This is a genomic window from Allobosea sp. NPDC055353 (genome assembly GCF_053644975.1).
In genome coordinates, this window is sequence record NZ_JBSHMC010000001.1 from 2,065,942 (window position 1) to 2,089,093 (window position 23,152).

Annotated in this window: 23 protein-coding genes; 11 read left to right on the forward strand and 12 right to left on the reverse strand. The window is 67.3% G+C overall.

Annotation, left to right across the window (positions count from 1 at the left end; all coding sequences use genetic code 11):
• Positions 1 to 25 precede the first annotated feature (25 nt).
• From ACWIEX_RS09510 to queA, 3 genes are all read left to right on the forward strand, one after another.
• A complete protein-coding gene (locus ACWIEX_RS09510) occupies positions 26 to 670 on the forward strand; it encodes a hypothetical protein (RefSeq protein WP_454032809.1) in 645 nt (214 codons plus the stop codon).
• Positions 670 to 1,140: a peptidylprolyl isomerase gene (locus tag ACWIEX_RS09515; RefSeq protein ID WP_454032810.1), complete on the forward strand. Its 471-nt coding sequence runs from the start codon at positions 670 to 672 to the stop codon at positions 1,138 to 1,140. The genes ACWIEX_RS09510 and ACWIEX_RS09515 overlap by 1 nt, the downstream gene beginning before the upstream one ends.
• Positions 1,141 to 1,241: 101 nt before the next feature.
• Positions 1,242 to 2,333 carry a tRNA preQ1(34) S-adenosylmethionine ribosyltransferase-isomerase QueA gene (gene queA, locus ACWIEX_RS09520; RefSeq protein ID WP_454032811.1) on the forward strand — a complete coding sequence of 364 codons (1,092 nt, stop codon included), beginning with the start codon at positions 1,242 to 1,244 and terminating at the stop codon, positions 2,331 to 2,333.
• A gap of 163 nt (positions 2,334 to 2,496) precedes the next feature.
• On the opposite strand, the gene ACWIEX_RS09525 is transcribed toward queA, so the two are convergent.
• A complete protein-coding gene (locus tag ACWIEX_RS09525) occupies positions 2,497 to 3,525 on the reverse strand; it encodes a purine-nucleoside phosphorylase (RefSeq protein ID WP_454032812.1) in 1,029 nt (342 codons plus the stop codon).
• A 179-nt stretch (positions 3,526 to 3,704) separates the two neighbouring features.
• Between ACWIEX_RS09525 and ACWIEX_RS09530 the strand changes: the two genes are divergently transcribed.
• From ACWIEX_RS09530 to ACWIEX_RS09540, 3 genes are all read left to right on the forward strand, one after another.
• On the forward strand, positions 3,705 to 4,367 hold the full coding sequence (locus ACWIEX_RS09530) for a tetratricopeptide repeat protein (RefSeq protein ID WP_454032813.1): 663 nt from the start codon (positions 3,705 to 3,707) through the stop codon (positions 4,365 to 4,367).
• A gap of 83 nt (positions 4,368 to 4,450) precedes the next feature.
• Complete coding sequence (gene der, locus ACWIEX_RS09535) at positions 4,451 to 5,848, forward strand: ribosome biogenesis GTPase Der (RefSeq protein ID WP_454032814.1); 1,398 nt, start codon at positions 4,451 to 4,453, stop codon at positions 5,846 to 5,848.
• Positions 5,848 to 6,945, forward strand: a complete 1,098-nt coding sequence (locus ACWIEX_RS09540; RefSeq protein ID WP_454032815.1) for an NAD(P)/FAD-dependent oxidoreductase — start codon at positions 5,848 to 5,850, stop codon at positions 6,943 to 6,945. Before der ends, ACWIEX_RS09540 begins: the two co-directional genes overlap by 1 nt.
• Here the strand turns inward: ACWIEX_RS09540 and ACWIEX_RS09545 are convergent.
• The 11 genes from ACWIEX_RS09545 to rpsF all read right to left on the reverse strand — a co-directional run bounded on the left by ACWIEX_RS09545 (position 6,932) and on the right by rpsF (position 17,623).
• Positions 6,932 to 7,705, reverse strand: a complete 774-nt coding sequence (locus ACWIEX_RS09545) for a tetratricopeptide repeat protein (RefSeq protein ID WP_454032816.1) — start codon at positions 7,703 to 7,705, stop codon at positions 6,932 to 6,934. The two genes, ACWIEX_RS09540 and ACWIEX_RS09545, sit on opposite strands and share 14 nt — an antisense overlap.
• Positions 7,706 to 7,737: 32 nt before the next feature.
• Positions 7,738 to 8,478: an SDR family NAD(P)-dependent oxidoreductase gene (locus ACWIEX_RS09550; protein ID WP_454032817.1), complete on the reverse strand. Its 741-nt coding sequence runs from the start codon at positions 8,476 to 8,478 to the stop codon at positions 7,738 to 7,740.
• A gap of 257 nt (positions 8,479 to 8,735) precedes the next feature.
• Entirely contained in the window at positions 8,736 to 10,208 is a 1,473-nt protein-coding gene (gene purF / locus ACWIEX_RS09555) for an amidophosphoribosyltransferase (protein WP_454032818.1), read from the reverse strand.
• A gap of 46 nt (positions 10,209 to 10,254) precedes the next feature.
• A complete protein-coding gene (locus ACWIEX_RS09560) occupies positions 10,255 to 10,872 on the reverse strand; it encodes a CvpA family protein (RefSeq protein ID WP_454032819.1) in 618 nt (205 codons plus the stop codon).
• Positions 10,873 to 10,979: 107 nt separating this feature from the next.
• Entirely contained in the window at positions 10,980 to 12,380 is a 1,401-nt protein-coding gene (gene radA / locus ACWIEX_RS09565) for a DNA repair protein RadA (RefSeq protein WP_061968128.1), read from the reverse strand.
• Positions 12,380 to 13,510, reverse strand: coding sequence for an alanine racemase (alr, locus tag ACWIEX_RS09570; RefSeq protein WP_454032820.1), 1,131 nt, complete (start codon positions 13,508 to 13,510; stop codon positions 12,380 to 12,382). The genes radA and alr overlap by 1 nt, the downstream gene beginning before the upstream one ends.
• A complete protein-coding gene (locus ACWIEX_RS09575; RefSeq protein WP_061968126.1) occupies positions 13,507 to 14,994 on the reverse strand; it encodes a replicative DNA helicase in 1,488 nt (495 codons plus the stop codon). The genes alr and ACWIEX_RS09575 overlap by 4 nt, the downstream gene beginning before the upstream one ends.
• Before the next feature lie 217 nt (positions 14,995 to 15,211).
• On the reverse strand, positions 15,212 to 15,778 hold the full coding sequence (rplI, locus tag ACWIEX_RS09580; protein ID WP_061968124.1) for a 50S ribosomal protein L9: 567 nt from the start codon (positions 15,776 to 15,778) through the stop codon (positions 15,212 to 15,214).
• A gap of 34 nt (positions 15,779 to 15,812) precedes the next feature.
• Positions 15,813 to 16,760 carry a DUF2232 domain-containing protein gene (locus tag ACWIEX_RS09585; RefSeq protein ID WP_454032821.1) on the reverse strand — a complete coding sequence of 316 codons (948 nt, stop codon included), beginning with the start codon at positions 16,758 to 16,760 and terminating at the stop codon, positions 15,813 to 15,815.
• A 183-nt stretch (positions 16,761 to 16,943) separates the two neighbouring features.
• A complete protein-coding gene (gene rpsR / locus ACWIEX_RS09590; RefSeq protein WP_038367644.1) occupies positions 16,944 to 17,189 on the reverse strand; it encodes a 30S ribosomal protein S18 in 246 nt (81 codons plus the stop codon).
• 2 nt (positions 17,190 to 17,191) lie between these two features.
• The gene (gene rpsF / locus ACWIEX_RS09595; protein WP_061968121.1) at positions 17,192 to 17,623 is read right to left on the reverse strand and encodes a 30S ribosomal protein S6; all 432 of its coding nucleotides are present in this window, start codon (positions 17,621 to 17,623) and stop codon (positions 17,192 to 17,194) included.
• A gap of 333 nt (positions 17,624 to 17,956) precedes the next feature.
• Between rpsF and fabD the strand changes: the two genes are divergently transcribed.
• The 5 genes from fabD (at position 17,957) to mltG (ending at position 23,085) form a co-directional block, all read left to right on the forward strand.
• Positions 17,957 to 18,901 carry an ACP S-malonyltransferase gene (gene fabD / locus ACWIEX_RS09600; RefSeq protein ID WP_454032822.1) on the forward strand — a complete coding sequence of 315 codons (945 nt, stop codon included), beginning with the start codon at positions 17,957 to 17,959 and terminating at the stop codon, positions 18,899 to 18,901.
• 55 nt (positions 18,902 to 18,956) lie between these two features.
• Complete coding sequence (gene fabG, locus ACWIEX_RS09605; protein ID WP_454032823.1) at positions 18,957 to 19,694, forward strand: 3-oxoacyl-[acyl-carrier-protein] reductase; 738 nt, start codon at positions 18,957 to 18,959, stop codon at positions 19,692 to 19,694.
• A gap of 265 nt (positions 19,695 to 19,959) precedes the next feature.
• Positions 19,960 to 20,196 carry an acyl carrier protein gene (locus ACWIEX_RS09610; RefSeq protein WP_061968116.1) on the forward strand — a complete coding sequence of 79 codons (237 nt, stop codon included), beginning with the start codon at positions 19,960 to 19,962 and terminating at the stop codon, positions 20,194 to 20,196.
• 55 nt (positions 20,197 to 20,251) lie between these two features.
• Positions 20,252 to 21,523, forward strand: coding sequence for a beta-ketoacyl-ACP synthase II (gene fabF / locus ACWIEX_RS09615; protein WP_454033490.1), 1,272 nt, complete (start codon positions 20,252 to 20,254; stop codon positions 21,521 to 21,523).
• A gap of 209 nt (positions 21,524 to 21,732) precedes the next feature.
• A complete protein-coding gene (gene mltG / locus ACWIEX_RS09620; RefSeq protein ID WP_454032824.1) occupies positions 21,733 to 23,085 on the forward strand; it encodes an endolytic transglycosylase MltG in 1,353 nt (450 codons plus the stop codon).
• Positions 23,086 to 23,152: the final 67 nt, after the last annotated feature.

Genomic DNA, 23,152 nt, shown 5'->3' on the forward strand with positions numbered 1-23,152 from the left:
AGGGCGAGCCGGGGAGGGTACGGCGATGGTTCGGACGGCCCTGATCGGGATCGCCCTGATGCTGAGCGCGAGCGGAGCGCTCGCGCAGGACACGCGCGATCTCGGCCTGCCGCCGCCCTCCGGCTCGCAGAATCCGGTTCTGCCTCCGCCTTCGGGCTCGCAGAACCCGATCCTGCCGCCGCAGAGCGGCCAGCGCTACAATCCGGGTGTCGGCGGTCCCTTCAGGGGCGATGACATTCCCGGCCTCGACCAGCGCCGGCTCGGTTCGCCGCGCGTTCTGCAAGGCACCGGCGAGATCGGGCTGATCGGCCAGGTCACCCCTGACGAGCCGCCAGACGGCATCGAAACCGTCGACCGGCTCGACGAGATCGCCCCGGCTGTGCGGCGTTGCTGGAACCCGCCGCCGCTGCCCGGAGATCTGACGGGCGCGATGGTTTCGCTCCGCTTCAGCCTTCGGCGTGACGGCAGCCTCTTCGGGCAGCCGCGCGTCACCTGGGAAACCAAGCGCGGCGATGCCGCATTCCAGCAGCGCTTCAGCGAATCCGCCATCGCCGCCATCCGCTCCTGCACGCCGATGAGGTTGTCGGCCGGCCTCGGAGCGAGTATCGCGGGGCGACCCTTCACCATACGCTTCCACGGCCGCACTAGGCTCAATGAAAGGCAAACCTGATGTCCCTCGATCCCGAGAACACCATCATCATGGAAACCACCAAGGGCAAGGTGGTGATCAAGCTGCGTCCCGATCTCGCGCCGGGCCATGTCGAGCGCATCAAGCTGCTCGCCCGCGAGGGCTTCTATGACGGCATCGTCTTCCATCGCGTCATCGACGGCTTCATGGCCCAGGTCGGCTGCCCGCACGGCACCGGCACCGGCGGCTCGAGCTATCCCGACCTGAAGCAGGAGTTCAACGCCGAGCCGCATGTCCGCGGCATCTGCTCGATGGCCCGCGCCCAGAACCCGAACTCGGCCAACAGCCAGTTCTTCATCGTGTTCGACGATGCCCGCTTCCTCGACAAGCAGTACACCGTCTGGGGCGAGGTCGTCGAAGGCATGGACAATGTCGACACCATCAAGCGCGGCGAGCCGGTGCGCGATCCCGACTCGATCGTCTCGATGAGGGTGATGGCCGACGCGGCCTGATCTTCGATAGTTTGAGGCGGGCCCTCATCCCGGGGCGCGAGCGACGCTCGCAGCCGATGGGGTGAGGGCTCGTTTCGTTTGACGAGAAGGACGCTGCGGTCGTGAATGTCGATCTCTTCGATTTCGACCTGCCCGAGGACCGTATCGCGCTGCGGCCTGCCAGCCCGCGCGATGCGGCGCGGCTGCTCGTGGTGCGCCCGGATGCACCCGAGCCGCTGGAGGATCGCGGCATCCGCGACCTCGTCGCGCTGCTTGAGCCCGGTGATGCGCTCGTCCTCAACGACACGCGCGTCATCCCGTCCCGGCTGCGCGGGCGGCGCTATCGCGGCGAGGATTCGGCCCGCGTCGAGATCATGCTGCACAAGCGTGAGAGCGAGGATCGCTGGCTCGCCTTCGCCCGCCCGGCCAAGAAGCTCGCCGTCGGCGAGCGCGTGGTGTTCGATTCAGACGCCGCCAGCAATGCCTGCGAGCTCGGCCGCCTGCACGCCGAGGTGATCGCCAAGGGCGAGGGCGGCGAGGTCGAATTGCAGTTCAGCCTGACCGGCGCCTATCTCGACGAGGCGATCGCGCGGCTCGGCGAATTGCCGCTGCCGCCCTATATCGCCGGCAAGCGCCCGACCGACAGCGCCGACACCGCCGACTACCAGACCAATTTCGCCCGCAAGGACGGCGCCGTCGCGGCCCCGACCGCGGGCCTGCATTTCACGCCGGAGCTGTTGGCGGCATTGGACGCGCGCCGCGTCTCCCGCCATTTCGTCACGCTCCATGTCGGCGCCGGCACCTTCCTCCCGGTAAAGGCCGACGACACCGACGACCACCGCATGCATGCCGAATGGGGCACGGTCTCAGCCGAGACGGCGGCTGCCCTCAACGCCGTCAGGACGAAGGGCGGGCGCATCGTCTGCGTCGGTACGACCTCGCTGCGCCTGATCGAGAGCGCGGCAGCCGAGGACGGCACGATCCGGCCCTTCTCCGGCGACACCGCGATCTTCATCACGCCGGGCTATCGTTTCCGTGCGGTCGATCTCTTGATGACGAACTTCCATCTGCCGCGTTCGACGCTCTTCATGCTCGTCTCCGCCTTCTGCGGACTCGACATGATGAAACGGGCCTATGACCATGCGATCGCAGCGAATTACCGCTTCTATTCCTACGGCGACGGCAGCCTGCTGTTCCGGGCAGATCGATCGTAGAGCTAACCACTCTGTCATTCCGGGGCGCGCCGCAGGCGCGAACCCGGAACCCACGACTGGGTGAGACGCTCGGGCAACTGGTCGGGCAAGGGCTCACCCAGTCGTGGGTTCCGGGTTCTTCGCTTCGCGAAGCCCCGGAATGACAACGCGGTCCCTTGGTCCCTCACTTCATCGGCAGCGGCGGCACGCCCTTCTGCCAGACCGGCCAGTCCGCGACGATGTGATCGACCACCTTCGAGCCGACCGCCTCGACATTGGCGACGGTCTCGGCGAAGCCGCCGGCCGTCTGGCCGGGCGCCGGGTCGAGATGCTGCAGCGTCGTCTCGTTCGGGTTGCCCTGGTCGAAATTGACCGCGCCGCGCAGGCTCATGATCCGGTCCGTGCCGAACTGCCGCTTGATCACCAATGTGATCGCGGCAGCCTCCATCTCGGTGATGACATAGTCGTCGGCGCCGTAAAGCTTGGCCATGTACTGCGCCTCCTTCGACAGGCCCGGCCCGTGGAAGAAGGTGTCGCCGGTCATATGCGTGCCGACCTGCACGGAGGGCGCGGCCTGCGCCTTCTTGTCGGGATAGCGCATGCGATACTGCTTCGCGGAATCGGAATCCTGAAGGTTCACGCCGGAGCCGAGCTTCACCGCCCAGTTCACCAGCACCGGGTTGAGCTGGAAGACGCGATAGGCCTCATAGCCCTTGCGCGGCATGAAGACCGGCTCGCCCGGCTTGCCTTCCTCCGGCGCCCAGCGATGGCCGAGATCGTAATCGACCAGCCAGCTGCCCCAGGAGACGTCGCCGATCGTGCCGCGCGAGGGCGGCGTGCCGGCAACGCCGCTCAGCACGAAATAGGCCTGCGAGAAATCATAGGCCGGGTCGAGCAGGATCGCCTGCATCGAGGACGAGGAATTGACCTTGCCCATGCCGAGCACGCTGCCACAGACGCCGTCGCCATTGCAGAAGACCGGCTTCAGCGCGCCCTTGACCTCATGCGGCTGGCTAGCCTTCCAGTAGCGCTCGTACCAGTGCTGGAACTCGCCGGCCCGGTCGCCGCTGTTCTGGCCGATCTCGAACATCGCGGCGATGAACACCTTGACCTTGATCGGCTGGGTCTGCGCGGCAGCAGGGGCCGCGAGCGCACCAAAGGCTGCGAAGGCGAGGGCGGCGAGGCCGGCCTGTCCGGTTGTCGTCTGCTTCATGGAACTCTCCACGGCCGAAAGCTGAAAGGCCGTCCGGGGCGGGCACAGCAGGGGCCGAGCCCGTTTTGCCATGTTCGGAGCCCGCTCGTCCATCATGGTCGATGCTCCATGCGCTGAACCGGCTCGCATTCCCCGGCTGAAAATGCTACCGGGCTCCCAACAGGGATTTTGATAGTCAAATGGCCGATATTTTTCGCGAGATCGAAGAGGAAGTCCGCCGCGACAAGGCGGCGGAGCTCTGGAAGAAATATGGCTGGGTCGTCACCGGCCTCGCCGTGCTGGCGGTGCTCGCCGTTGCCGGCTGGCAGTTCTGGTTGCACCGCGAGAATCAGGCCTCGCAGGCCGTCGGCGCGCGCCTCGAAGCGGCGCTGAAATCCTCGCGCGACGGCGACGCCACCCAGGCCGAGACGATCCTGAAGGAGCTCTCGACCACGGCGCCGGCCGGCTACCGCCTGATCGCCCGCTTCCGGCTCGCGGCCGAGACGGCCAAGCGCGATCCGGCCGCCGGCGCCACCGCCTTCGATGCGCTCGCCGCCGATGCCTCGCTCGACCAGACCTATCGCGACCTCGCGAAGCTGCGCGCCGGCATCCTGCGCGTCGATCTCGCCCCCTATCTCGAGGTCAAGACGGCGCTGGAGCCCCTGGCCACCCCGGAGGGCGTCTGGCGCCACACCGCTCGCGAGTTCCTCGGCATCGCCGCGCTCAAGGCCAACCTCTTCGAGGATGCCGGGCGCTGGTTCGATGCCGCGATCACCGATCCGCAGGCGCCGCGCGGCCTGCGCCAGCGCGTCGAGCTTTATCTGGCCTTGGTCCGTGGCGGCCCCGTCACGGTGAAGAACTGAACCGGAGCCTCGCTCCAACGCCGCCGCCGCCCCGGTCCTTCGCTTCGGCAGGCCGGGACGACGGCGAAAATGTGTGAAATCTGATGACAGCCATCGTCGCCCTGATCGGGCGCCCCAATGTCGGCAAGTCGACGCTGTTCAACCGGCTGGTCGGCAAGAAGCTCGCGCTGGTCGATGACCGGCCGGGCGTGACGCGCGACCGCCGCGAGGGTGATGCCACCCTCGGCCATCTCCGCTTCAAGGTGATCGACACCGCCGGCCTCGAGGAGGCCGATAAGGAATCCCTTGCGGGCCGCATGCGCGCCCAGACCGAGACCGCGATCGCGCAGGCCGACGTCGTGCTCTTCATGATCGACGCCCGCCTTGGCATCACGCCGATGGACCAGCCCTTCGCCGATCTGGTGCGCCGCTCCGGCAAGCCGGTGATCCTGCTCGCCAACAAGGCCGAGGGGAAGAAGGGCACCGACGGCATCATCGAGTCCTACGGGCTCGGCCTCGGCGATCCCGTGCCGTTCTCGGCCGAGCATGGCGAGGGCACCTCGGATCTGCTCGAGGCGCTGATGCCCTATATCCCCGACGAAGCCGAGGATGAAGACGAAGAAGCGGCCTGGGCCGACGTCCCCGCCGCCGATTCGGATGACGAGGAGGATATCGATCCCGATCGTCCCTTGCGCGTCACCATCATCGGCCGCCCGAACGCCGGTAAGTCGACGCTGGTCAACCGCATGATCGGCGAGGACCGGATGCTGACCGGCCCCGAGGCCGGCATCACCCGCGACACCATCTCGGTCGACTGGGAATGGCGCGGCCGCAAGGTCAAGCTCTTCGACACGGCCGGCATGCGCAAGCGCGCCCGCATCGAGGAGAAGCTGGAAAAGCTCTCGGTCGCCGATTCGCTGCGCGCGATCCGCTTCGCCGAGGTCGTCGTCGTCCTGCTCGATGCGACGATCCCCTTCGAGAAGCAGGACCTGACGCTGGTCGACCTGACCGAGCGCGAGGGCCGCTCCGTCGTCATCGGCCTGAACAAATGGGACCTCGTCGCCGACAAGCAGGGCCTGCTGGCCGAGCTCAAGGAGAAGGCCAACCATCTGCTGGCGCAGGTCCGCGGCGTGCCGATCATCCCCCTCTCGGGGCTGGCCGGCGAGGGCATCGACAAGCTGATGCAGGGCGTGTTCTCCGCCTACAGCGTCTGGAACCGCCGCGTTTCGACCGCGCGCATCAATCGCTGGCTCGAAGGCGTGCTTTCGGCGCATCCGCCCCCGGCCGTGGCCGGTCGCCGCATCAAGATCCGCTACATGACACAGGCCAAAGCCAGGCCGCCGACCTTTGCCTTGTTCGGTAATCAGCTCGATCATCTCCCGGTGTCCTACACCCGCTATCTCGTCAACAACCTGCGGGAAGCCTTCGAATTGCCGGGCACGCCGATCCGGCTGCATCGCCGCGGCGGCGACAACCCCTATGACAAGGGACGCAAGGGCTGATGAGGGTCGCTGTCGTCGGGGCCGGTATCGCCGGGCTTTCCACCGCCTGGTCGCTCAGCAAGCGTGGGCATGAGGTGACGCTCTTCGAGCAGGCACCGCAGATCCCCAATCCTTACGCGGCCTCCGGCGATCAGCACCGCATCATCCGCCGCGCCTATGGCGGCGCCGACGGCTATGCCCGCACCATCACCGAGGCCTTCGAGGCCTGGGGCGAGCTCTGGGCCGATCTCGGCAGGCAGCACTATGCGTCTTGCGGCGTGCTCGGCATTTCCCAGACCGAGGGCGACGAGGGCGAGGAGTATCGCGAAGGCCTCGACCGCATGGCCTCGCCTTATGAGCTTTACGACGCGGCCGAGGCCGCCCGGCGCTATCCCTTCATCGATCCGGCGACGATCCGCTACGCCTATCTCAGCCCCGAGGGCGGCGCGCTCTTCCCGGCCCGCATCGCCGCCGACATGGTCCGCCTGTTGCGCGAGCGTGGCGTCACCGTGCGAGAGGGCGCGACGGCCACTTCGATCGATCCCGAGACCGGCCGCATCGGATTGGCGGATGGCGAGGCGGCGAGCTTCGACCGCATCGTCGTCAGCTCCGGCGCCTGGGTGCTGAAGCTCCTGCCGGAGCTTGCCGATGTGCTGACGACCTACCGCACCGCCGTCGCCTATCTCGACTCGCCTGATGACCTGAAGGCTGCCTGGCAGGCTGCTCCGGTCATCGTCGATGTCGGCGGCACGGTCGATGGCTATGTCCTGCCGCCGGTCGATGGCACCGGCCTCAAGGTCGGCGCCGGCATCCACAAGCGCCCGCGCCAGCCCGACGAGGAGCGCGAGCCGCGGGCGGGCGAGGGCGAGCAGATCCGCGATTATTTCGCGCCGCCTTTCGCCCGCATCGCCGAGTACCGTGTCGAGCGCGTCGTCACCTGCGCCTACACCTTCACCGCGGATCGCAAGTTCCTGTCGCGGCAGATCGGCCGTGTGACGGCGGTCTCGGCCTGCTCGGGCCATGGCTACAAGTTCGGCGCGGCGGTCGGCCGGCGCGTCGCGGCAGCCGTCGAGAGCGGCGATCAGGTCGGCCTGCTGCGCTGGCTCAGGGCCGAGTGACCGGCGCGGGCGCGCCCGTACCGCGCGCCGAAAGCGCCTCTGCCTTCGCCTCGTCAGCCGCCGCCTCGGCCTCCTGGTCGGCTGCGCGTCTGGCTGCGGCGCGGAAGCGATAATTGTCGTCGGCATCAGGCGCGAGACGGATCGCCTCGCTGAAATCGGCGATGGCGCGGTTGGTGTCGCCATTGCTGAAATGGGTCAGGCCGCGGACCGACCAGGCTTTTTCGAGACGCGGCGCCAGAGCGATGGCGCGGTCGAGATCGGCAAGGGCCTTGGCGGGCTCGCCGAGCGAGGCCTGGATCGACGCGCGCGTGACGAAGAACTCGGCCTGCGACGGATCAAGCCCGATGGCCTTGCCCAGGTCGCTCAGGGCTCGCGGCAGGTCACGCATATAAAGCAGCCGGGCCTGGCCGCGCTTCCAGAAGGCGGTGGCCATCTTCGGCGCAAGCGCGATGACACGGTCATAGTCGGCTAACGCCTGCGTATAGGCTGTGCCCGTTCCCGGTGCCAGGAGATCGGCGCGATCCAGAAGGGTGGCGACAAGCGCCTCGCCCGTAAGCCCGTGGTGCTCGACCAGCGCATTGCAGGCGGCGAGAGCCTTGTCATGGCGCGCGATGATCTGAGCCGGATCGGATGAGGGTTCGTCCTGCCCCGAACGGCAGATCTGGCGCAGGTCCGCGACGGAATCGGCAAGAGCCGGTCCCCCAATCAGGACGGCGGCGAGGCAGAGGGCTATCGGCCAACGGACGGAAGGCGAAAGCATTCTGTCTCCTTCGTCTTGGTGGCGGTTCCGTCTCAGGCCGGCAACTGCGGCGTCAGCACCTTGCCCTGCGGGAAGTCGAAGATCTTGCCGCTCTCGGCCCAGTCGGGCGAGGCGAGCCTGACCAGATGCGGCGCCAGCTCTTCCGGCGTCTTCAGCGTCTGCGGGTCTTCGCCCGGCATCGCCTCGGCCCGCATCTTGGTGCGCAGCGGCCCCGGATTGACCAGCATGAGCTTGACCGGCGTCGTCGCCGTCTCGGCCGCATAGGTGCGCCCCAGCGCCTCCACGGCGGCCTTGGAGACCGAGTAGGGCCCCCAATAGGCCGTGCACTTATGCGCGGCGCCCGAGGTCATCAGCAGGACGCGGCCGGCATCGGAGGCGCGCAGCGCCGGATCGAGCGCCTTGAGCAGGCGCCAGTTGGCGGTGACGTTGATGTCGAGGACCTTGGCCCAGTCCTTCTCGGTGACATGGTCGAGCGGGCTCAGCGAGCCGAGCACGCCGGCATTGGCGAGCAGGATGTCGAGCTTGCCCCAGCGCTCGGTCACGGCGAGGCCGAGCTTCTCCAGCCCGCCGGCGTCAGTGAGGTCGAGCGGGACGAGGGTCGCGCTGCCGCCGATCGCAACGATCTCGTCGTCGAGTTCTTCAAGTGCGCCGGCCGTGCGGGCGAGCGCGATGACATGGGCGCCGGCCGCGGCGAAGGCCAGCGCCGCGGCACGGCCGATGCCGCGCGAGGCGCCGGTGACGAGCGCGACGCGCCCCTTGAGCGGTTGGGTCATAATGAAAGTCGCCCCGTTTCCCAAGCATCGGACCGAAAAGTGGAAGCCACTTTTCGGTCCGATGCAATATCAATGAAGTAGATCATCGTTCCCGCGTCCGATGCGACGCGCGATGATCTACTCGCCGTCATCCCGGACAAGCCGCGGTAGCGGCGCCGATCCGGGATCCATTCCGGAGCGCTTTCCGATGAAGGTTCAGGCATGGATCCCGGGTCTGCGCGTCGCTTCGCCCGGGATGACAGCCCTTGTGGAAAAGCTCAGCCCGCTTCGGCCAGCAGCGAGATCTGCTGCTTGGCGCTCTCGCCGACCATGTCGGTCAGCGAGGTCGGATAGTCGCCGGTGAAGCAATGGTCGGTGAATTGCGGCCGGACGGGATCGCGCCGCTCGTGGCCCATCGCCCGGTAGAGCCCGTCCACCGAGATGAAGGCCAGCGAATCCGCGCCGACGAACTGGCGCATCTCCTCCAGCGAATGGGTCGCGGCGAGCAGCTTCTCCCGGTCGGGCGTGTCGATGCCGTAATAGTCGGGATGGGTGATCGGCGGCGAGGAGATGCGGAAATGCACCTCCTTGGCGCCGGCCTCGCGCATCATCTTCACGATCTTGAACGAAGTCGTGCCACGCACGATCGAATCGTCGACCAGGATGATGCGCTTGCCCTCGACCACCGAGCGGTTGGCCGAATGCTTCAGCTTGACGCCGAGCTCGCGGACCTTCTGCGTCGGCTCGATGAAGGTGCGGCCGACATAGTGGTTGCGGATGATGCCGAGCTCGAACGGGATGCCGCTGGCCTGGGCATAGCCGAGCGCGGCCGGAACGCCGGAATCCGGCACGGGCACGACGACATCGGCTTCCGTCGGCGCTTCCTGCGCCAAAACCGCGCCCATCGCCTTGCGGCGCTCGTAGATACTGCGGCCCTTCACGATCGAATCGGGGCGGGCGAAGTAGATGTATTCGAAGATGCAGGGGCGCTCGGCCACCGGCGGGAAGGGCTTGTGGCTCTCGATCCCGCTCTCGGAGATGATCACGACCTCGCCGTTCTCGATCTCGCGGACGAACTTGGCGCCGATGATGTCGAGCGCGCAGGTCTCCGAGGTCAGGATGGGCGCACCGTCGAGATCGCCGAGCACGAGCGGGCGGATGCCGAGCGGATCGCGGGCGCCGATCAGCTTCTTGTTGGTCATGCCGACGAAGGCATAGGCGCCCTCGATCTGGCGGATCGCCTCGATGAAGCGCTCGACGAATTGCTGCTTGCGGCTGCGCGCCACGAGATGCAGCAGCACCTCGGTATCGGAGGTCGACTGGTAGATCGCGCCGTCGCGGACAAGGTTGCGGCGCAGCGTCAGCCCGTTGGTCAGATTTCCGTTATGCGCGACGGCGAAGCCGCCGCCATGCAGTTCGGCGAAGAGCGGCTGGACGTTGCGCAGGATGGTCTCGCCCGTCGTCGAATAGCGGACATGGCCGATGGCCTGCTTGCCCTTGAGCTTGTCGATGACGCTCGCTTCCGAGAAGGCGTCGCCGACGAGGCCGAGGCGGCGCTCCGAATGGAAGCGCTTGCCGTCGAACGAAACGATGCCCGCCGCCTCCTGGCCGCGATGCTGAAGCGCGTGCAGGCCGAGCGCGGTTAGCGCCGCGGCATCGGCATGGCCATAGATGCCGAAGACGCCGCATTCTTCCCGCAGCCGGTCGGCATTGGGATCGAAGGCGGCATCACGCTCGGTGTGCGAGATCATGTCTGGCTCCAGGCGACGGGGCTTGAGCTAACGTTCTACGCGCTAATTAGGGACGGGCTGGGGCAGGTGCAACCGGTGCCGGCGTCGCGGGGCTGCGCGGCTCTTCCGCCGGAGCCTCGGGCGCGGTCTCGGTGGTCTGCTTCTTCAGCAGGTTCTTGATGAAATCGGCGTTGACGTCCTGCGGCAGCATGGAGATCAGCGAACGGCCGGTCTCTTCGAGCATCGGCTTGGCTTTGGCGTCCTTGGCCCAGACCGGCATCTTCTCGGCCCCGACCAGGGCTGCGAAGAACAGATAGCCGATCACCGCCAGCAGCAGCCCGCGCGCCGCGCCGAAGACGAAGCCGAGCGTGCGGTCGAGCGCGCCGATGCGCGAATCCAGCACGAAGTCCGAGACCCGCGCCGTGATCAGCGAGACGACGATCAGCGTGCCCAGGAACAAAGCCGCGATCGCGGCGACCAGCGCGATCGTATCCTGTGCCGAGCTTGCCGGGATGTACTGCTTGATGAAGGGCACGAGCTGCGGGTGGAAAAGCCAGGCGACGACTGCTGCGGCGACCCAGGAGGCGATCGCGAGCACTTCGCGGGTGAAGCCGCGCACGGCTGCGAGCAAAGCCGAGATCAGAACCACGCCGATGACGACGAGATCAAGAATGGTGACAGGCATTGGGAGGGCCGCTTTGCTGTGGTCAGGTGCCGACCGGCCGGAGGCAGGGCGGCCGTTTCGGCTTTGCTATACGCGTTCCCGCCCTCTGCGTCACCCTTTCGGCGGAGTCATTTCACATCTCTGCGAGGTGCACGCGCCGCGATATCGGCAACGAGTTCCGTGACATGGCCGAAACGCCTGAGCGAGAGCCCGTTGCCGTCGCCATGATCGGTGCCGCCGCTCGGCATCAGCGCGGCCTCGAAGCCGAGCTTGGCCGCTTCCCTGAGGCGTGCCGCCGCGACCGCGACCGGCCGAATCGCACCCGAGAGCGCGATCTCGCCGAAATAGACCGCTTCCTGCGGCAGGGTCGCTCCGCTCAGCGAGGACACCAGCGCCGCGGCGACCGCGACATCGGCTGCCGGCTCGTTGACGCGCAGGCCACCGGCGACATTGAGGTAGACGTCATGCTGGCCGAGCCTGAGGCCGCCATGCGTCTCCAGCACGGCCAGCACCATGGCGAGCCGGCTGTTCTCCCAGCCGACGACAGCGCGCCGCGGCGTGCCGAGCGCGGTCGGCGCCACCAGCGCCTGAATCTCGACCAGCACCGGCCGCGTACCCTCCATGCCGGCGAAGACGGCAGCGCCGGGCGCCGGCTGGTCGCGCCCCGCGAGGAACAGCGCCGAGGGGTTGGTCACCTCCGACAGGCCCTTGCCGGTCATCTCGAACACGCCGATCTCGTCGGTCGCGCCGAAGCGGTTCTTCTGGCCGCGCAGGATGCGGAACGAGTGCGCTCCTTCCCCTTCGAACGATAGCACGGCATCGACCATGTGCTCGACCACGCGCGGGCCGGCGATCTGCCCGTCCTTGGTGACGTGGCCGACCAGGATCAGGCAGGCGCCTGATGTCTTGGCATAACGGATCAGCGCCTGGGCCGAGCCGCGCACCTGCGTCACCGTGCCAGGCGCGCTCTCGACCTCGCCGGACCACATCGTCTGGATCGAATCGATCACCACCAGGGCAGGGCGCTCGCCCTGACCCAGCGTCGCGATGATGTCCTCGACATTGGTCTCAGCCGCGAGATCGACCGGCGCCTCGGCCAGCCCCATCCGCTCGGCCCGGAGCCTGACCTGCCCGGTCGATTCCTCGCCCGAGACATAGACGACGCGTCGGCCGGCCTTGGCCAGCGCCGCGCAGGCCTGCATCAAGAGCGTCGACTTGCCGATGCCGGGATCACCGCCGATCAGCAGCACCGAGCCCGGCACGAAGCCGCCGCCGGTGACGCGGTCCAGTTCGCCGATGCCGGAGACGATGCGTGGAGCGTCCTGCGTCTCGCCCTTCAGCGTTTCCAGCGCGAAGACGCGGCCGCGGGCCCGCCCGCCGGAGGAAAGCCGCCCGCCGCCGGGAACGGGTGCGGCTTGAGCTTCCTCGACCAGCGAGGACCATGTCCCGCAGGCGTCGCACTTGCCCTGCCAGCGATGATAGACCGCGCCGCAGGCCTGGCAGTGATAGGTGGGACCGCGCTTGGCCATCAGCCGCCGATATAGCGCCGCTGGTAGCGGCGGCCGAGGCTGGTGAGGATTTCGTAGCCGATCGTCTTGGCGCCGCCGCCGACCGTTTCGAGATCGAGCGGGCCTCCGATCAGGGTCACGCTCGCGCCGCGCTTGGCGGCATCCGCGGGAGCATCGGTGACGTCGATGATGATCAGGTCCATCGAAACCGAGCCGACGAAGGGGCAGGAGACGCCATCGATCAGCACCGAGCCGCCGGTCGAGGTATCGGTCCAGCTGCCGTTGCGCGGATAGCCATCGGCATAGCCGAGGCAGATCGTGGCGAGTTTGCGCTTGCCCTTGGCCGTCCAGCGACCGTTATAGCCGACCTGCGTGCCGGCCTCGACCTCGCGGGTCTGGATGATCGTCGCTTCGAGCCCGACGACCGGCTTCATCGGATTCGGCTGCCCGGGCGTCGGATTGCCGCCATAGAGCGCATAGCCCGGCCGGGTGAGCTGGTAGGACGGGCAGTCCTTGAGGAAATGGCCCGACGAGTTCTTGAGTGAAGCCGGCACCTCGGGCAGGGCCGCCGCGATCTCGGCGAAGGCGGCGATCTGGCGCGCATTGGCCGGATCGGTCTCGACTTCGGACGAGGCGAAATGGCTCATGACCAGCCCGATTCCGGCCGCCGCGATCACGCCCGAGCGCTCGCGGGCGAGATTGAGACCCTCGCCGGGCCAGAGGCCGAGCCGGTTCATCGCGGTGTCGACATGCAGCGCCGCCGGCCGGACCTGCGCGCCGGTCTGCCGGAACGAGGCCCATTCCAGCAATTCCTCATGCGAGCCCAGAACCGGCGACAGGCCATGCGCGGCGAAGGTCTCGGCGGCGCCGGGCAGCAGCCCGTTCAGCACGTAGATCGTGGCGTCCGGTGCGACCTTGCGGGCGCGGATGGCCTCCGAGACATGGGCGACGAAGAAGCTCTTGCAGCCGGCTTTCGCCAGCGCCGTTACGGCGGGCTCGATGCCGATGCCATAGGCGTCGGCCTTGACCACGGCCCCGGCCTCGGTGCCGGCGCGCTTGCCGAGCAGGCGCCAGTTCGAAACCAGTGCGTCGAGATCGATGGTGAGGGTCGCACCGAAGGCGGCGGAATCAGGCAGGTCGGCAGGCATCATTCACGGTCCGGCAGGCGCATCTCATCGGCGCGATCGGAGAAGCGTGTCACATCCGCGTCGAACTGCAAGGCCACGGCGCCGGTCGGCCCGTGACGCTGCTTGCCGATGATCAGTTCGGCGACGCCGTGCATCGCCTCCATCTCGATCTGCCACTTGTTGTGCTCTTCGGTGCCGGGGCGCGGCTCCTTGCCCTTGAGGTAATACTCCTCGCGGTAGACGAACATCACCACGTCTGCGTCCTGCTCGATCGAACCGGATTCACGCAGGTCCGAGAGCTGCGGGCGCTTGTCGTCGCGATTCTCGACCTGGCGCGAGAGCTGCGAGAGCGCGATGATCGGGACGTTGAGCTCCTTGGCCAGCGCCTTCAGGCTGGTGGTGATCTCGGTCAGCTCCTGCACGCGGTTCTGGCTGTTCTTGGACGAGCCGGAGAGGAGCTGCAGGTAGTCGATGAACAGGACGTCGAGCCCCTTCTGGCGCTTCAGGCGCCGGGCACGCGCCATCAACTGCGCGATCGAGATGCCGCCGGTCTGGTCGATATAGAGCGGCAGCTTCTCGATCTGGGCGGCGACGTCGGTCAGGCGGGCGAAATCGCCCTCGGTGATGCGGCCCTGCCGGATCTTGTAGGAGGAAATGCTCGACTGCTCGGCGACGATACGGGTCGCAAGCTGATCGGCCGACATTTCGAGCGAGAAGAAGCCGACGATGCCGCCATCGACCGACTTGATCGAGCCGTCCTCCTGTCGCTCGCCGCGCCAGGCCTTGGCGATGTTGAAGGCGATATTGGTCGCGAGCGAGGTCTTGCCCATGGCGGGGCGCCCGGCGAGCACGAGCAGGTCCGAGCGCTGCAGGCCGCCCATGCGCTGGTCGACGTCGCGCAGGCCCGTCGAGATGCCCGACAGGCCACCGGCGCGCTGGTAGGCGCTCGCCGCCATGTCGATGGCGAGGCGCAGGGCGCCGTCGAATTTCTGGAAGCCGCCTTCGTAGCGGCCCTTCTCGGCGAGCTCGTAGAGCCGGCGCTCGGCGTCCTCGATCTGCTCGCGCGGCGCCATCTCGACCGGCGCGTCATAGGCGACGTTGACGAGGTCCTCGCCGACGCCGATGAGCTGGCGGCGTATCGCGAGGTCGTAGACCGTCCGGCCGTAATCGGCGGCGTTGATGACGGTCGTCGCCTCGGCGGCGAGGCGGGCGAGATACTGGCTCGGCGTGATCTCGCCGAGATCGAGGTCGTTGACGAAGGTCTTGAGCGTGATCGGCGTCGCGACCTTGCCGGCCCGGATGAGGCTCGACGCCAGCTCGTAGATGCGCTGGTGGATCGGCTCGAAGAAATGGTCCGGCAGCAGGAAGTCGGAAACGCGGTAGAACGCGTCGTTATTGACCAGGATCGCGCCCAGCAGCGCCTGTTCGGCCTCGATATTGTGAGGCTGGACGCGGAATTCGGCCTCGCGGTTGTCGAGGCGGGCGACGAGGGCGGTGACGGGGGCCATGGCTGCCTTGGTAAGTAAGCTCTTACTTACGTGTTCAAGCCGGCATTCGACCGCGGAGAGCGGGACGCATGGCGGCAACTGAGTCGGAGTGAACCTAGTTTAGCACTCCGCCAGCTTCTGCCAGCATGTTGAGGGTCTATTCCCGCAGTTCACAGGACAGACGAAAAAGGCGCCGTGTTGCCACGGCGCCCTTGACTCGTTTCGGGAGCGATAAGGCTCAGCGATCGTCGTCGCCACCGGCCTCGGCCAGCGCCGCACCGACCTCGAGTCCGAGATCGTCGAGATCGAACCTCTCCTGGGCCGTGACGTTCTCGCCGGCGGCCTGACGGTCGGCCTCTTCAGCCGAGCGGGCGACGTTGACGGTGACGGTGACCGCGACTTCCGGGTGCAGCACGACCGGGACGGTGTGCAGGCCGAGGGTCTTGATCGGGGTGTTCAGGGTCACCTGGCCGCGCGAGACGTTGAAGCCGTCCTTGGTCAGGGCCTCGGCGATGTCACGGGTAGAGACCGAGCCGTAGAGCACGCCGGACTCGCCGGACTGGCGCAGGATGGTGACGCTCTGGCCGTTGAGGCGCTCGGCGACCGCATCGGCTTCCGACTTCAGCTCAAGGTTGCGGGTCTCGAGCTCGAGCTTCTGGCTCTCGAAGCGCTTCTTGTTGTCTTCGGTGGCGCGCAGCGCCTTGCCGCGGGCGAGCAGGTAGTTGCGGCCGAAGCCGTCACGGACCTTCACGACGTCGCCCATCTGGCCGAGCTTGGCGACGCGTTCGAGCAGGATCACTTCCATTTTGTCTTCTCCTTGATCTGTCTGTGGTCGGGTTTCAGGAACGGCTAGGCGGAGGCGGCAGCGCGGCCTGCCTGCGCAGGCCGAGAAGCGTGTCGATGACGCCGGCGATCGCGAGCAGCGGCGTCAGCAGGGCCTGCATCACGACAAGCGCGACATAGACCGAGATCAGCATCGGCATCCGCCAGGCACGGCCGCGCGAGATGTCGTGCAGCGTGGCGAGCCCGCTGAACATGAAGGCGGCAAGCAGCGCGCCGACGAAGGCCATCGCGGCGACGCCGATGAAGCCGCCCGTGGTCGCGACGAAGGCGCCGGCGATCAGCAGCAGCAGGGCCTGCCGCGGCAGCGTGGTTGAGGGAATGAAGGGCCAGGGGCGCGGCAAACGGTCGGACATCTTCACCGTGCGGGCCGCGAGCCAGAGATTGGCCGTGATGGTGGTGACGAAGGAGGCGCCGATGCCGAGCGGCACGGCCGGAGCCAGGCTGTCAGCCAGCTCCTTCACCTGGATATCGGCGGGCAATGCGATCAGCTTGCCGCGCACCATCTCGCCCAGCAGGTTCTCGATCATGCGCGCGATCACCGAGCGATAGGTCTCGTAATCGGTGGTCATCACCAGCGCGCTGCCGACGGTCGCGAGCGCCGCGGTGGCAGCGATCCAGAGCAAGAGATTGCCGAGCGGATACCACTCGACCCGGCCCTCGGTATCGCCGCGGGCGAGCAGGGCGAGATAGGCGATCCACCAGGCCGGCAGGCCGATGATCAGGGCAAAGGCGATGCCGCCGGTGGGAGCCAGCGCAACCGCGACGGCGAGCGCACCGGCCACCGTGGCGAACAGCCCGGAGCGGTGGTTCCAGCCCAGCGATGCGATGAAGATCGGGAGGGGAGCGGCCGAATACAGCAGGGCAGCCAGCGGCGATCCGGTGATCACCACTGAGAAGAGCAGGGCCGAAACGAGGCCCGCGCCGATGCCGACAATCGGAATCATTTAAGTCCGTCCTGCTGTCCCGCTGCTCGCAAGCCTTGTGGGCTCGGCAGGGTGAGAGGCTTCTGGCCTCAACGAACCCGAGGGAGTTTCACCGACGGGCGACTGGTTGATCTTGAAAGCGAGAACCGGAGGCGAAAGGGTACGCCTCCGGAATTTATCGTGTGCCGGAACCGAACGAACGGCTCAGCGGATGACGTAGGGCAGCAGGCCGAGGAAGCGGGCGCGCTTGATCGCCTGGGCGAGCTCGCGCTGCTTCTTGGCGGAGACCGCCGTGATGCGGGACGGAACGATCTTGCCGCGCTCGGAGATGTAGCGCGAGAGCAGGCGCACGTCCTTGTAGTCTATCTTCGGGGCGCCTTCGCCCGAGAAGGGGCAGGACTTGCGGCGGCGGAAGAAGGGGCGGCGGGCGCCAGCGGATGCAGTCGACATTCTCAGGCCTCCGCTTCGGCGGTTTCGGTCGCTTCGTCGTCACGGCGCGGACGATCACGGCGCGGGCCGCGGTCGAAACGGTCGCCGCCACGCTCCGGACGGTCGTCGCGGTCACGCTTCTGCAGCATGGCCGACTGACCTTCCTCGAGCTCCTCGACCTTGATGGTCATGAAGCGCAGGATGTCCTCGTTGATGCGCATCTGGCGCTCCATCTCCAGCACGGCGGCGGAGGGAGCCTCGATGTTCAGCAGCGTGTAATGCGCCTTGCGATTCTTCTTGATGCGGTAGCCGAGGGACTTGACGCCCCAGTACTCGACCTTGCGGATGGCGCCGCCATTCGCTTCGATCACGCCCTTGAACTGCTCGACAAGAGCTTCGACCTGCTGCGCGCTGACATCCTGCCGCGCGAGCAGCACATGCTCGTACAATGCCATATGTGGCCTTCCTTGTTTCACCCTGCTTCGCCCGGCGCGGAGCCCTCCGAGCCCTGGATAAGGCCCGACAGGATTTCATCGAAGGCGGAGACACGGGATGACGGTTCCGAAGAACCTGCGCTCTTCCTTGCGGGCAAGCGCCATCCGTTCAGCCTCCGGCCGAACAAGCAGGAGGCGGTGGTTACAGCGTCCGACGCATCATGGCAACCGGAATCTGGTGTGGACGAGCACCTGTCGGGCGGAAAAGATGGGCGTTGTGCTTGACTTGGCCGCTAAACCGATGTGACAGCCCCGTCATAATACATAAGTAGTGAAGAACGGGGCGTTCCGCACATGACCACAGCCTTCATCTTTCCGGGCCAGGGTTCGCAGGCCGTCGGCATGGGCAAGAGCCTGGCCGAGACCTTCGCCGTCGCGAAGGCGGTCTTCGACGAGGTCGACGCGGCGCTGTCGCAGAAGCTCTCGGCCGTGATGTGGGAGGGGCCTTCCGAAGAGCTGACCCTGACCGCCAATGCCCAGCCGGCGCTGATGGCGGTGAGCCTCGCGGTGGTGCGGGTTCTTGAAAGCGAAGCCGGGCTCGACCTGAAGCGCGATTCGGCCTTCGTCGCCGGTCATTCGCTCGGTGAGTATTCGGCGCTGGCCGCGGCCGGGACCTTCTCGATCGGCGATGCCGCCCGCCTGCTGCGCATTCGTGGTGACGCCATGCAGAAGGCCGTTCCAGCCGGGCAGGGTGCGATGGCGGCGCTGCTCGGCGCCGAGCTCGATCTCGCCCGCGAGATCGCCACGGCCGCAGCGCAGGGCGAAGTCTGCGAAGCCGCTAACGACAATGGCGGCGGCCAGGTGGTGCTCTCCGGCGCCAAGGCTGCGATCGACCGCGCCATCGTGCTGGCCGGCGAGCGCGGCGTGAAGCGCGCCATGCTGCTGCCGGTTTCCGCCCCCTTCCATTGCGCCCTGATGCAGCCGGCCGCCGATGCGATGCGCGATGCGCTGGCCAAGGTCGCGATGCAGGCGCCGGTGGTGCCGGTCGTCGCCAATGTCGGTGCTGCGCCGCTGAGCGATCCCGATGCGATCCGGGCTTCGCTGGTCGCGCAGGTCACCGGGACCGTGCGCTGGCGCGAATGCGTGCAGGCGATGGCGGCCGCCGGCGTCACCGATTTCGTCGAGGTCGGCAGCGGCAAGGTGCTGGCCGGTCTCGTCAAGCGTATCGTCGCAGGGGCGGCGCCGGTCTCGATCGGCACGGCCGATGACGTCGCGGCCTGGAAGGCCCGCAACGCGTAAGAGCAGGAACCCGGGACGGGCTGCAGCGGCAGGATGCCGAACAAGGGGAGCGAACATGTTTGATCTGACAGGCCGCAAGGCCCTGGTGACCGGCGCGACAGGCGGCCTCGGCGGGGCCATCGCCCGGACGCTGCATGCGCAGGGTGCCAGCGTCGCGATCTCCGGAACGCGCGCGGAAGCGCTGGAAGCGCTGGCGGCCGAGCTCGGCGAGCGCGTCGTGACCGCGCCCTGCAATCTCTCCGACAAGGATTCGGTCGAGGCGCTGGTGCCGACTGCCGAGGAGAAGCTCGGCGGGCTCGACATTCTCGTCAACAATGCCGGCATCACCCGCGACAACCTGTTCATGCGCCTCAAGGACGAGGACTGGGACAGCGTGCTCGCGGTCAACCTCACCGCGGCCTTCCGGCTGTCGCGCGCCGCGGTGAAGTCGATGATGCGCCGCCGCTACGGCCGAATCGTCGCGATCGGCTCCGTCGTCGGCACGATGGGCAATCCCGGCCAGGGCAACTACGCCGCCGCCAAGGCGGGCCTGATCGGCATGTCCAAGGCGCTCGCAGCCGAGGTCGCGAGCCGCAACATCACCGTCAACGTGGTCGCGCCGGGCTTCATCGAGTCGCCGATGACCCAGGCGCTCAACGACAAGCAGCGCGAGGGCATCCTCTCCGACGTGCCGATGGGGAGGCTGGGCGCAGGCGCGGATGTGGCCGCGGCCGTCGCTTTTCTCGCCAGCACGGAGGCCGGCTACGTGACCGGACAGACGCTGCACGTCAACGGCGGAATGGCAATGATCTAGGGGCGTTAGCGCCCATTCCGGATCGGCTTTGATAAGCCGGAAGCGCTCTCGCCAGCCCGTAAAGGGTATGTTAACTAGCGCCGTCGCGCTGCCGCCGGGCGTTCCGAGGGGACTTGACGAAACCTCGGTTGTTGCGTTTGTGCAGGCTTCAAGCTTTCCGGACCGCGGGCACCCTCCAGGGCGCGCGGCGGCTCGGAATGAGATTCCTCCACCGCGTCGCACCCCTGCGATGCGTTTTCAGTTTCAAAGTCTAAGGAAGAGACCCATGAGCGATGTTGCCGAGCGCGTGAAGAAGATCGTGGTCGAGCACCTCGGCGTCGAGGCCGACAAGGTCGTCGACGGCGCCAACTTCATCGAGGACCTGGGCGCGGACAGCCTCGACACCGTCGAGCTCGTGATGGCCTTCGAGGAAGAGTTCGGGGTCGAGATCCCGGACGATGCCGCCGAGACGATCGTGACCGTTGGCGACGCCGTCAAGTTCCTGTCGTCGAAGAGCGCCTGATCGGCCTTAAGGGCTGGTCTACGCAGAAAGAGCCATGGCTTCTCGCAGTTATCCGATGCGGCGTGTTGTCGTAACCGGGCTCGGCATGGTGACGCCGCTTGCATGCGGCGTCGAGCCGACCTGGTCGCGCCTTCTTGCCGGTGCCAGCGGCGCCGGCCCCATCACATCCTTCGACGCCAGCGATCTGCCGGCGCGGATCGCCTGCAACATCCCGCGGGGTGACGGCAGCGACGGAACGTTCGATCCCGATCAGTGGATGGAGCCGAAGGAGCAGCGCAAGGTCGACGATTTCATCGTCTTCGCCATGGCGGCGGCCACGCAGGCGTTGCAGGACGCCGGCTGGAAGCCGGAAAGCTACGAGGACCAGACCCGCACCGGCGTCGCCATCGGCTCCGGTATCGGCGGGTTGGGCGGCATCTACGAGGCTTCGCTCCTGCTCAAGGAGCGCGGCCCGCGCCGCCTCTCGCCTTTCTTCATTCCCGGCCGCCTGAGCAATCTGGCGGCGGGTTACGTCTCGATCGAGCACGGGCTGAAAGGCCCGAATCATGCCGTCGTGACTGCCTGTTCGACCGGTGCGCATGCGATCGGCGACGCCTCCCGCATGATCGCCCTCGGTGATGCCGAGGTCATGGTCGCAGGCGGCGCCGAATCCGCGGTGAACCGCATCGGCATTGCCGGCTTCTGCGCCTGCCGCGCGCTTTCCACCGGTTTCAACGATACGCCCGAAAAGGCTTCGCGTCCCTATGACAAGGACCGCGACGGCTTCGTGATGGGCGAGGGCGCCGGCGTCGTCGTGCTCGAGGAACTCGAGCACGCGCTTGCCCGCGGCGCGCCTATCTATGCCGAGGTCGTCGGTTACGGCATGTCGGGCGACGCCTATCACATCACCTCGCCCTCCGAGGATGGCGATGGCGCCTATCGCTGCATGCAGGCCGCGCTGGACCGCGCCGGCATCACCGCGTCCGACCTCGACTATATCAATGCCCATGGCACCTCGACGCCGCTCGGCGACGAGATCGAACTGCGCGCCGTCGAGCGCCTCCTGGCCAATGCCTCGAAGCGCCCGTCGATGTCGTCGACCAAGTCGGCGACCGGCCATCTGCTCGGCGCGGCCGGTGCGATCGAGGCGATCTTCACCGTGCTCGCCATCCGCGACCAGGTCGCGCCTCCGACGATCAATCTCGACAATCCTTCGGTCGAGACCGAGATCGATCTGGTGCCGCATGTCGCCCGCAAGCGCGAGATCGATTACGCCCTGTCGAACTCCTTCGGTTTCGGCGGCACCAATGCCTCGCTGGTGATGCGGCGCTACCGGCCCGAGCATTGAACCGCTGCGAAACAGCGCGGTTTTGCCATAATCTTGGGTAGAGTTTGCGACGACTGCGGCCGAATGCGTGATTCCGCGTTCACAGCCGCACCGAAACCGGCTCTAATGCCGTCGCCCGACTTGAGTGCGGCTGCATGCCCACTCCGGCAGGCACGGTCCAGTTTGCACCGTGCCGAGATCATCACCCCCGTGCTGCGAGCGTCCTGATCGTGAATGATACGCCCCGCGTCGCCCCGAAGAGTCCGAGCGAGGCCCTCAAGCCCGTAGCGCCCCCGGCGCCGCCGCCGAAGGTCCGTCGCCGTCGGCGCAGCCCCTTCCTGTCGATGCTCAGCGGGCTGTTCACGGTCGCGCTGGTCGGGGCCGGCGTGGTCGGCGCCGGCATTGCGATCGTCTCGAACCAGAGCAAGGCGCCGGGGCCGCTGGCCAGCGACCGCGTCCTCATCATTCCGAAGGAGAGCGGCCTCACCGAGATCGCCGAGCTGCTGCAGCGCGAAGGCCTGATCGAGCATCCGCTCAGTTTTCGCGTCTCCGCGATCATGGGTGGCGACTGGCACAAGCTCCAGGCTGGCGAGTACCTGTTCAAGGCGCGCGTCAGCCCGCAGGAGATTCTCGGAATCATCTCGAGTGGCAAGGTGGTCGAGCATTCGATCACGGTTCCGGAAGGGTTGACGAGCGAGCAGATCGTCGAGCGTTTGCGCAACAATGATCTTCTGACCGGCGAGATCGCGCAGGTGCCGAAGGAGGGTTCGATCCTTCCCGACACCTATCGCTTCCCGCGCGGCTTCTCGCGCAAGGCCATCATCGACCGCATGGCTCGGGATCAGAATGTGGTTCTGGAGCGGATCTGGGCCAGGAAGCCGGCAGATTTGCCGATCAAGACGCCGCAGGAACTGGTGATTCTTGCCTCGATCGTCGAGAAGGAGACCGGCCGGGCCGATGAGCGTCCGCGCGTTGCCGGCGTCTTCATCAACCGGTTGAATCAGAAGATGAGGCTGCAATCCGACCCGACGATCGTCTACGGCCTCGTCGGCGGCAAGGGCACGCTCGGGCGGCCGATCCAGCGCAGCGAGATCACCCAGGCGACGCCCTACAACACCTATGTCATCAACGGCCTGCCGCCGGGGCCGATCGCCAATCCCGGCCGCGCCGCCATGGAGGCAGTGGTCAACCATTCGCGGACCAAGGATCTCTACTTCGTTGCCGACGGCAGCGGCGGCCACGCCTTCGCCGAGACCCTGGACCAGCACAACCGCAATGTCGGGCGCTGGCGCCAGATCGAGACGACGCGGACGCAGCAGCAGGGCGGCAAGCCGCCGGCCGAGGCCGTCGACAAGGTCGAGCCGCCGCCCGGTCCCGACAACCGCACCGAGGCGCCCGCGACGACGCAGCCCGCGTCCGACAATACCGGCTCAGCCGGCGTGCCCGTCGCCCAGCCGACCGGAGCGATCGCGGGAACGCGCGCCCGCGCCTTCGACGCTTCGGAAGGCACGGCGCGAGATCCGCTGCTCAACAAGAGCTTCGACCTGAACTCGCCCAAGCAGGTCCCGCAGCTCAAGCCCTGAGCGCGGCGATCTTCAGTTTCACTGTGCCGGGGTGACCTCACCGTCATTGCGAGAAGCGAAGCGACGA

Excerpts from the sequence above, each read along its gene's own strand:
- rpsR (WP_038367644.1), bottom strand. The coding sequence starts at position 17,189 with ATGTCGACTGCATCCGCTGGCGCCCGCCGCCCCTTCTTCCGCCGCCGC.
- der (WP_454032814.1), top strand. The coding sequence starts at position 4,451 with ATGACAGCCATCGTCGCCCTGATCGGGCGCCCCAATGTCGGCAAGTCG.
- ACWIEX_RS09545 (WP_454032816.1), bottom strand. The coding sequence starts at position 7,705 with ATGCTTTCGCCTTCCGTCCGTTGGCCGATAGCCCTCTGCCTCGCCGCC.
- ACWIEX_RS09585 (WP_454032821.1), bottom strand. The coding sequence starts at position 16,760 with ATGATTCCGATTGTCGGCATCGGCGCGGGCCTCGTTTCGGCCCTGCTC.
- ACWIEX_RS09610 (WP_061968116.1), top strand. The coding sequence starts at position 19,960 with ATGAGCGATGTTGCCGAGCGCGTGAAGAAGATCGTGGTCGAGCACCTC.
- ACWIEX_RS09525 (WP_454032812.1), bottom strand. The coding sequence starts at position 3,525 with ATGAAGCAGACGACAACCGGACAGGCCGGCCTCGCCGCCCTCGCCTTC.
- ACWIEX_RS09575 (WP_061968126.1), bottom strand. The coding sequence starts at position 14,994 with ATGGCCCCCGTCACCGCCCTCGTCGCCCGCCTCGACAACCGCGAGGCC.
- radA (WP_061968128.1), bottom strand. The coding sequence starts at position 12,380 with ATGGCCAAGCGCGGTCCCACCTATCACTGCCAGGCCTGCGGCGCGGTC.
- ACWIEX_RS09510 (WP_454032809.1), top strand. The coding sequence starts at position 26 with ATGGTTCGGACGGCCCTGATCGGGATCGCCCTGATGCTGAGCGCGAGC.
- fabG (WP_454032823.1), top strand. The coding sequence starts at position 18,957 with ATGTTTGATCTGACAGGCCGCAAGGCCCTGGTGACCGGCGCGACAGGC.
- ACWIEX_RS09560 (WP_454032819.1), bottom strand. The coding sequence starts at position 10,872 with ATGCCTGTCACCATTCTTGATCTCGTCGTCATCGGCGTGGTTCTGATC.
- rplI (WP_061968124.1), bottom strand. The coding sequence starts at position 15,778 with ATGGAAGTGATCCTGCTCGAACGCGTCGCCAAGCTCGGCCAGATGGGC.
- ACWIEX_RS09530 (WP_454032813.1), top strand. The coding sequence starts at position 3,705 with ATGGCCGATATTTTTCGCGAGATCGAAGAGGAAGTCCGCCGCGACAAG.
- fabD (WP_454032822.1), top strand. The coding sequence starts at position 17,957 with ATGACCACAGCCTTCATCTTTCCGGGCCAGGGTTCGCAGGCCGTCGGC.
- ACWIEX_RS09550 (WP_454032817.1), bottom strand. The coding sequence starts at position 8,478 with ATGACCCAACCGCTCAAGGGGCGCGTCGCGCTCGTCACCGGCGCCTCG.
- fabF (WP_454033490.1), top strand. The coding sequence starts at position 20,252 with ATGCGGCGTGTTGTCGTAACCGGGCTCGGCATGGTGACGCCGCTTGCA.
- ACWIEX_RS09515 (WP_454032810.1), top strand. The coding sequence starts at position 670 with ATGTCCCTCGATCCCGAGAACACCATCATCATGGAAACCACCAAGGGC.
- purF (WP_454032818.1), bottom strand. The coding sequence starts at position 10,208 with ATGATCTCGCACACCGAGCGTGATGCCGCCTTCGATCCCAATGCCGAC.
- ACWIEX_RS09540 (WP_454032815.1), top strand. The coding sequence starts at position 5,848 with ATGAGGGTCGCTGTCGTCGGGGCCGGTATCGCCGGGCTTTCCACCGCC.
- rpsF (WP_061968121.1), bottom strand. The coding sequence starts at position 17,623 with ATGGCATTGTACGAGCATGTGCTGCTCGCGCGGCAGGATGTCAGCGCG.
- alr (WP_454032820.1), bottom strand. The coding sequence starts at position 13,510 with ATGATGCCTGCCGACCTGCCTGATTCCGCCGCCTTCGGTGCGACCCTC.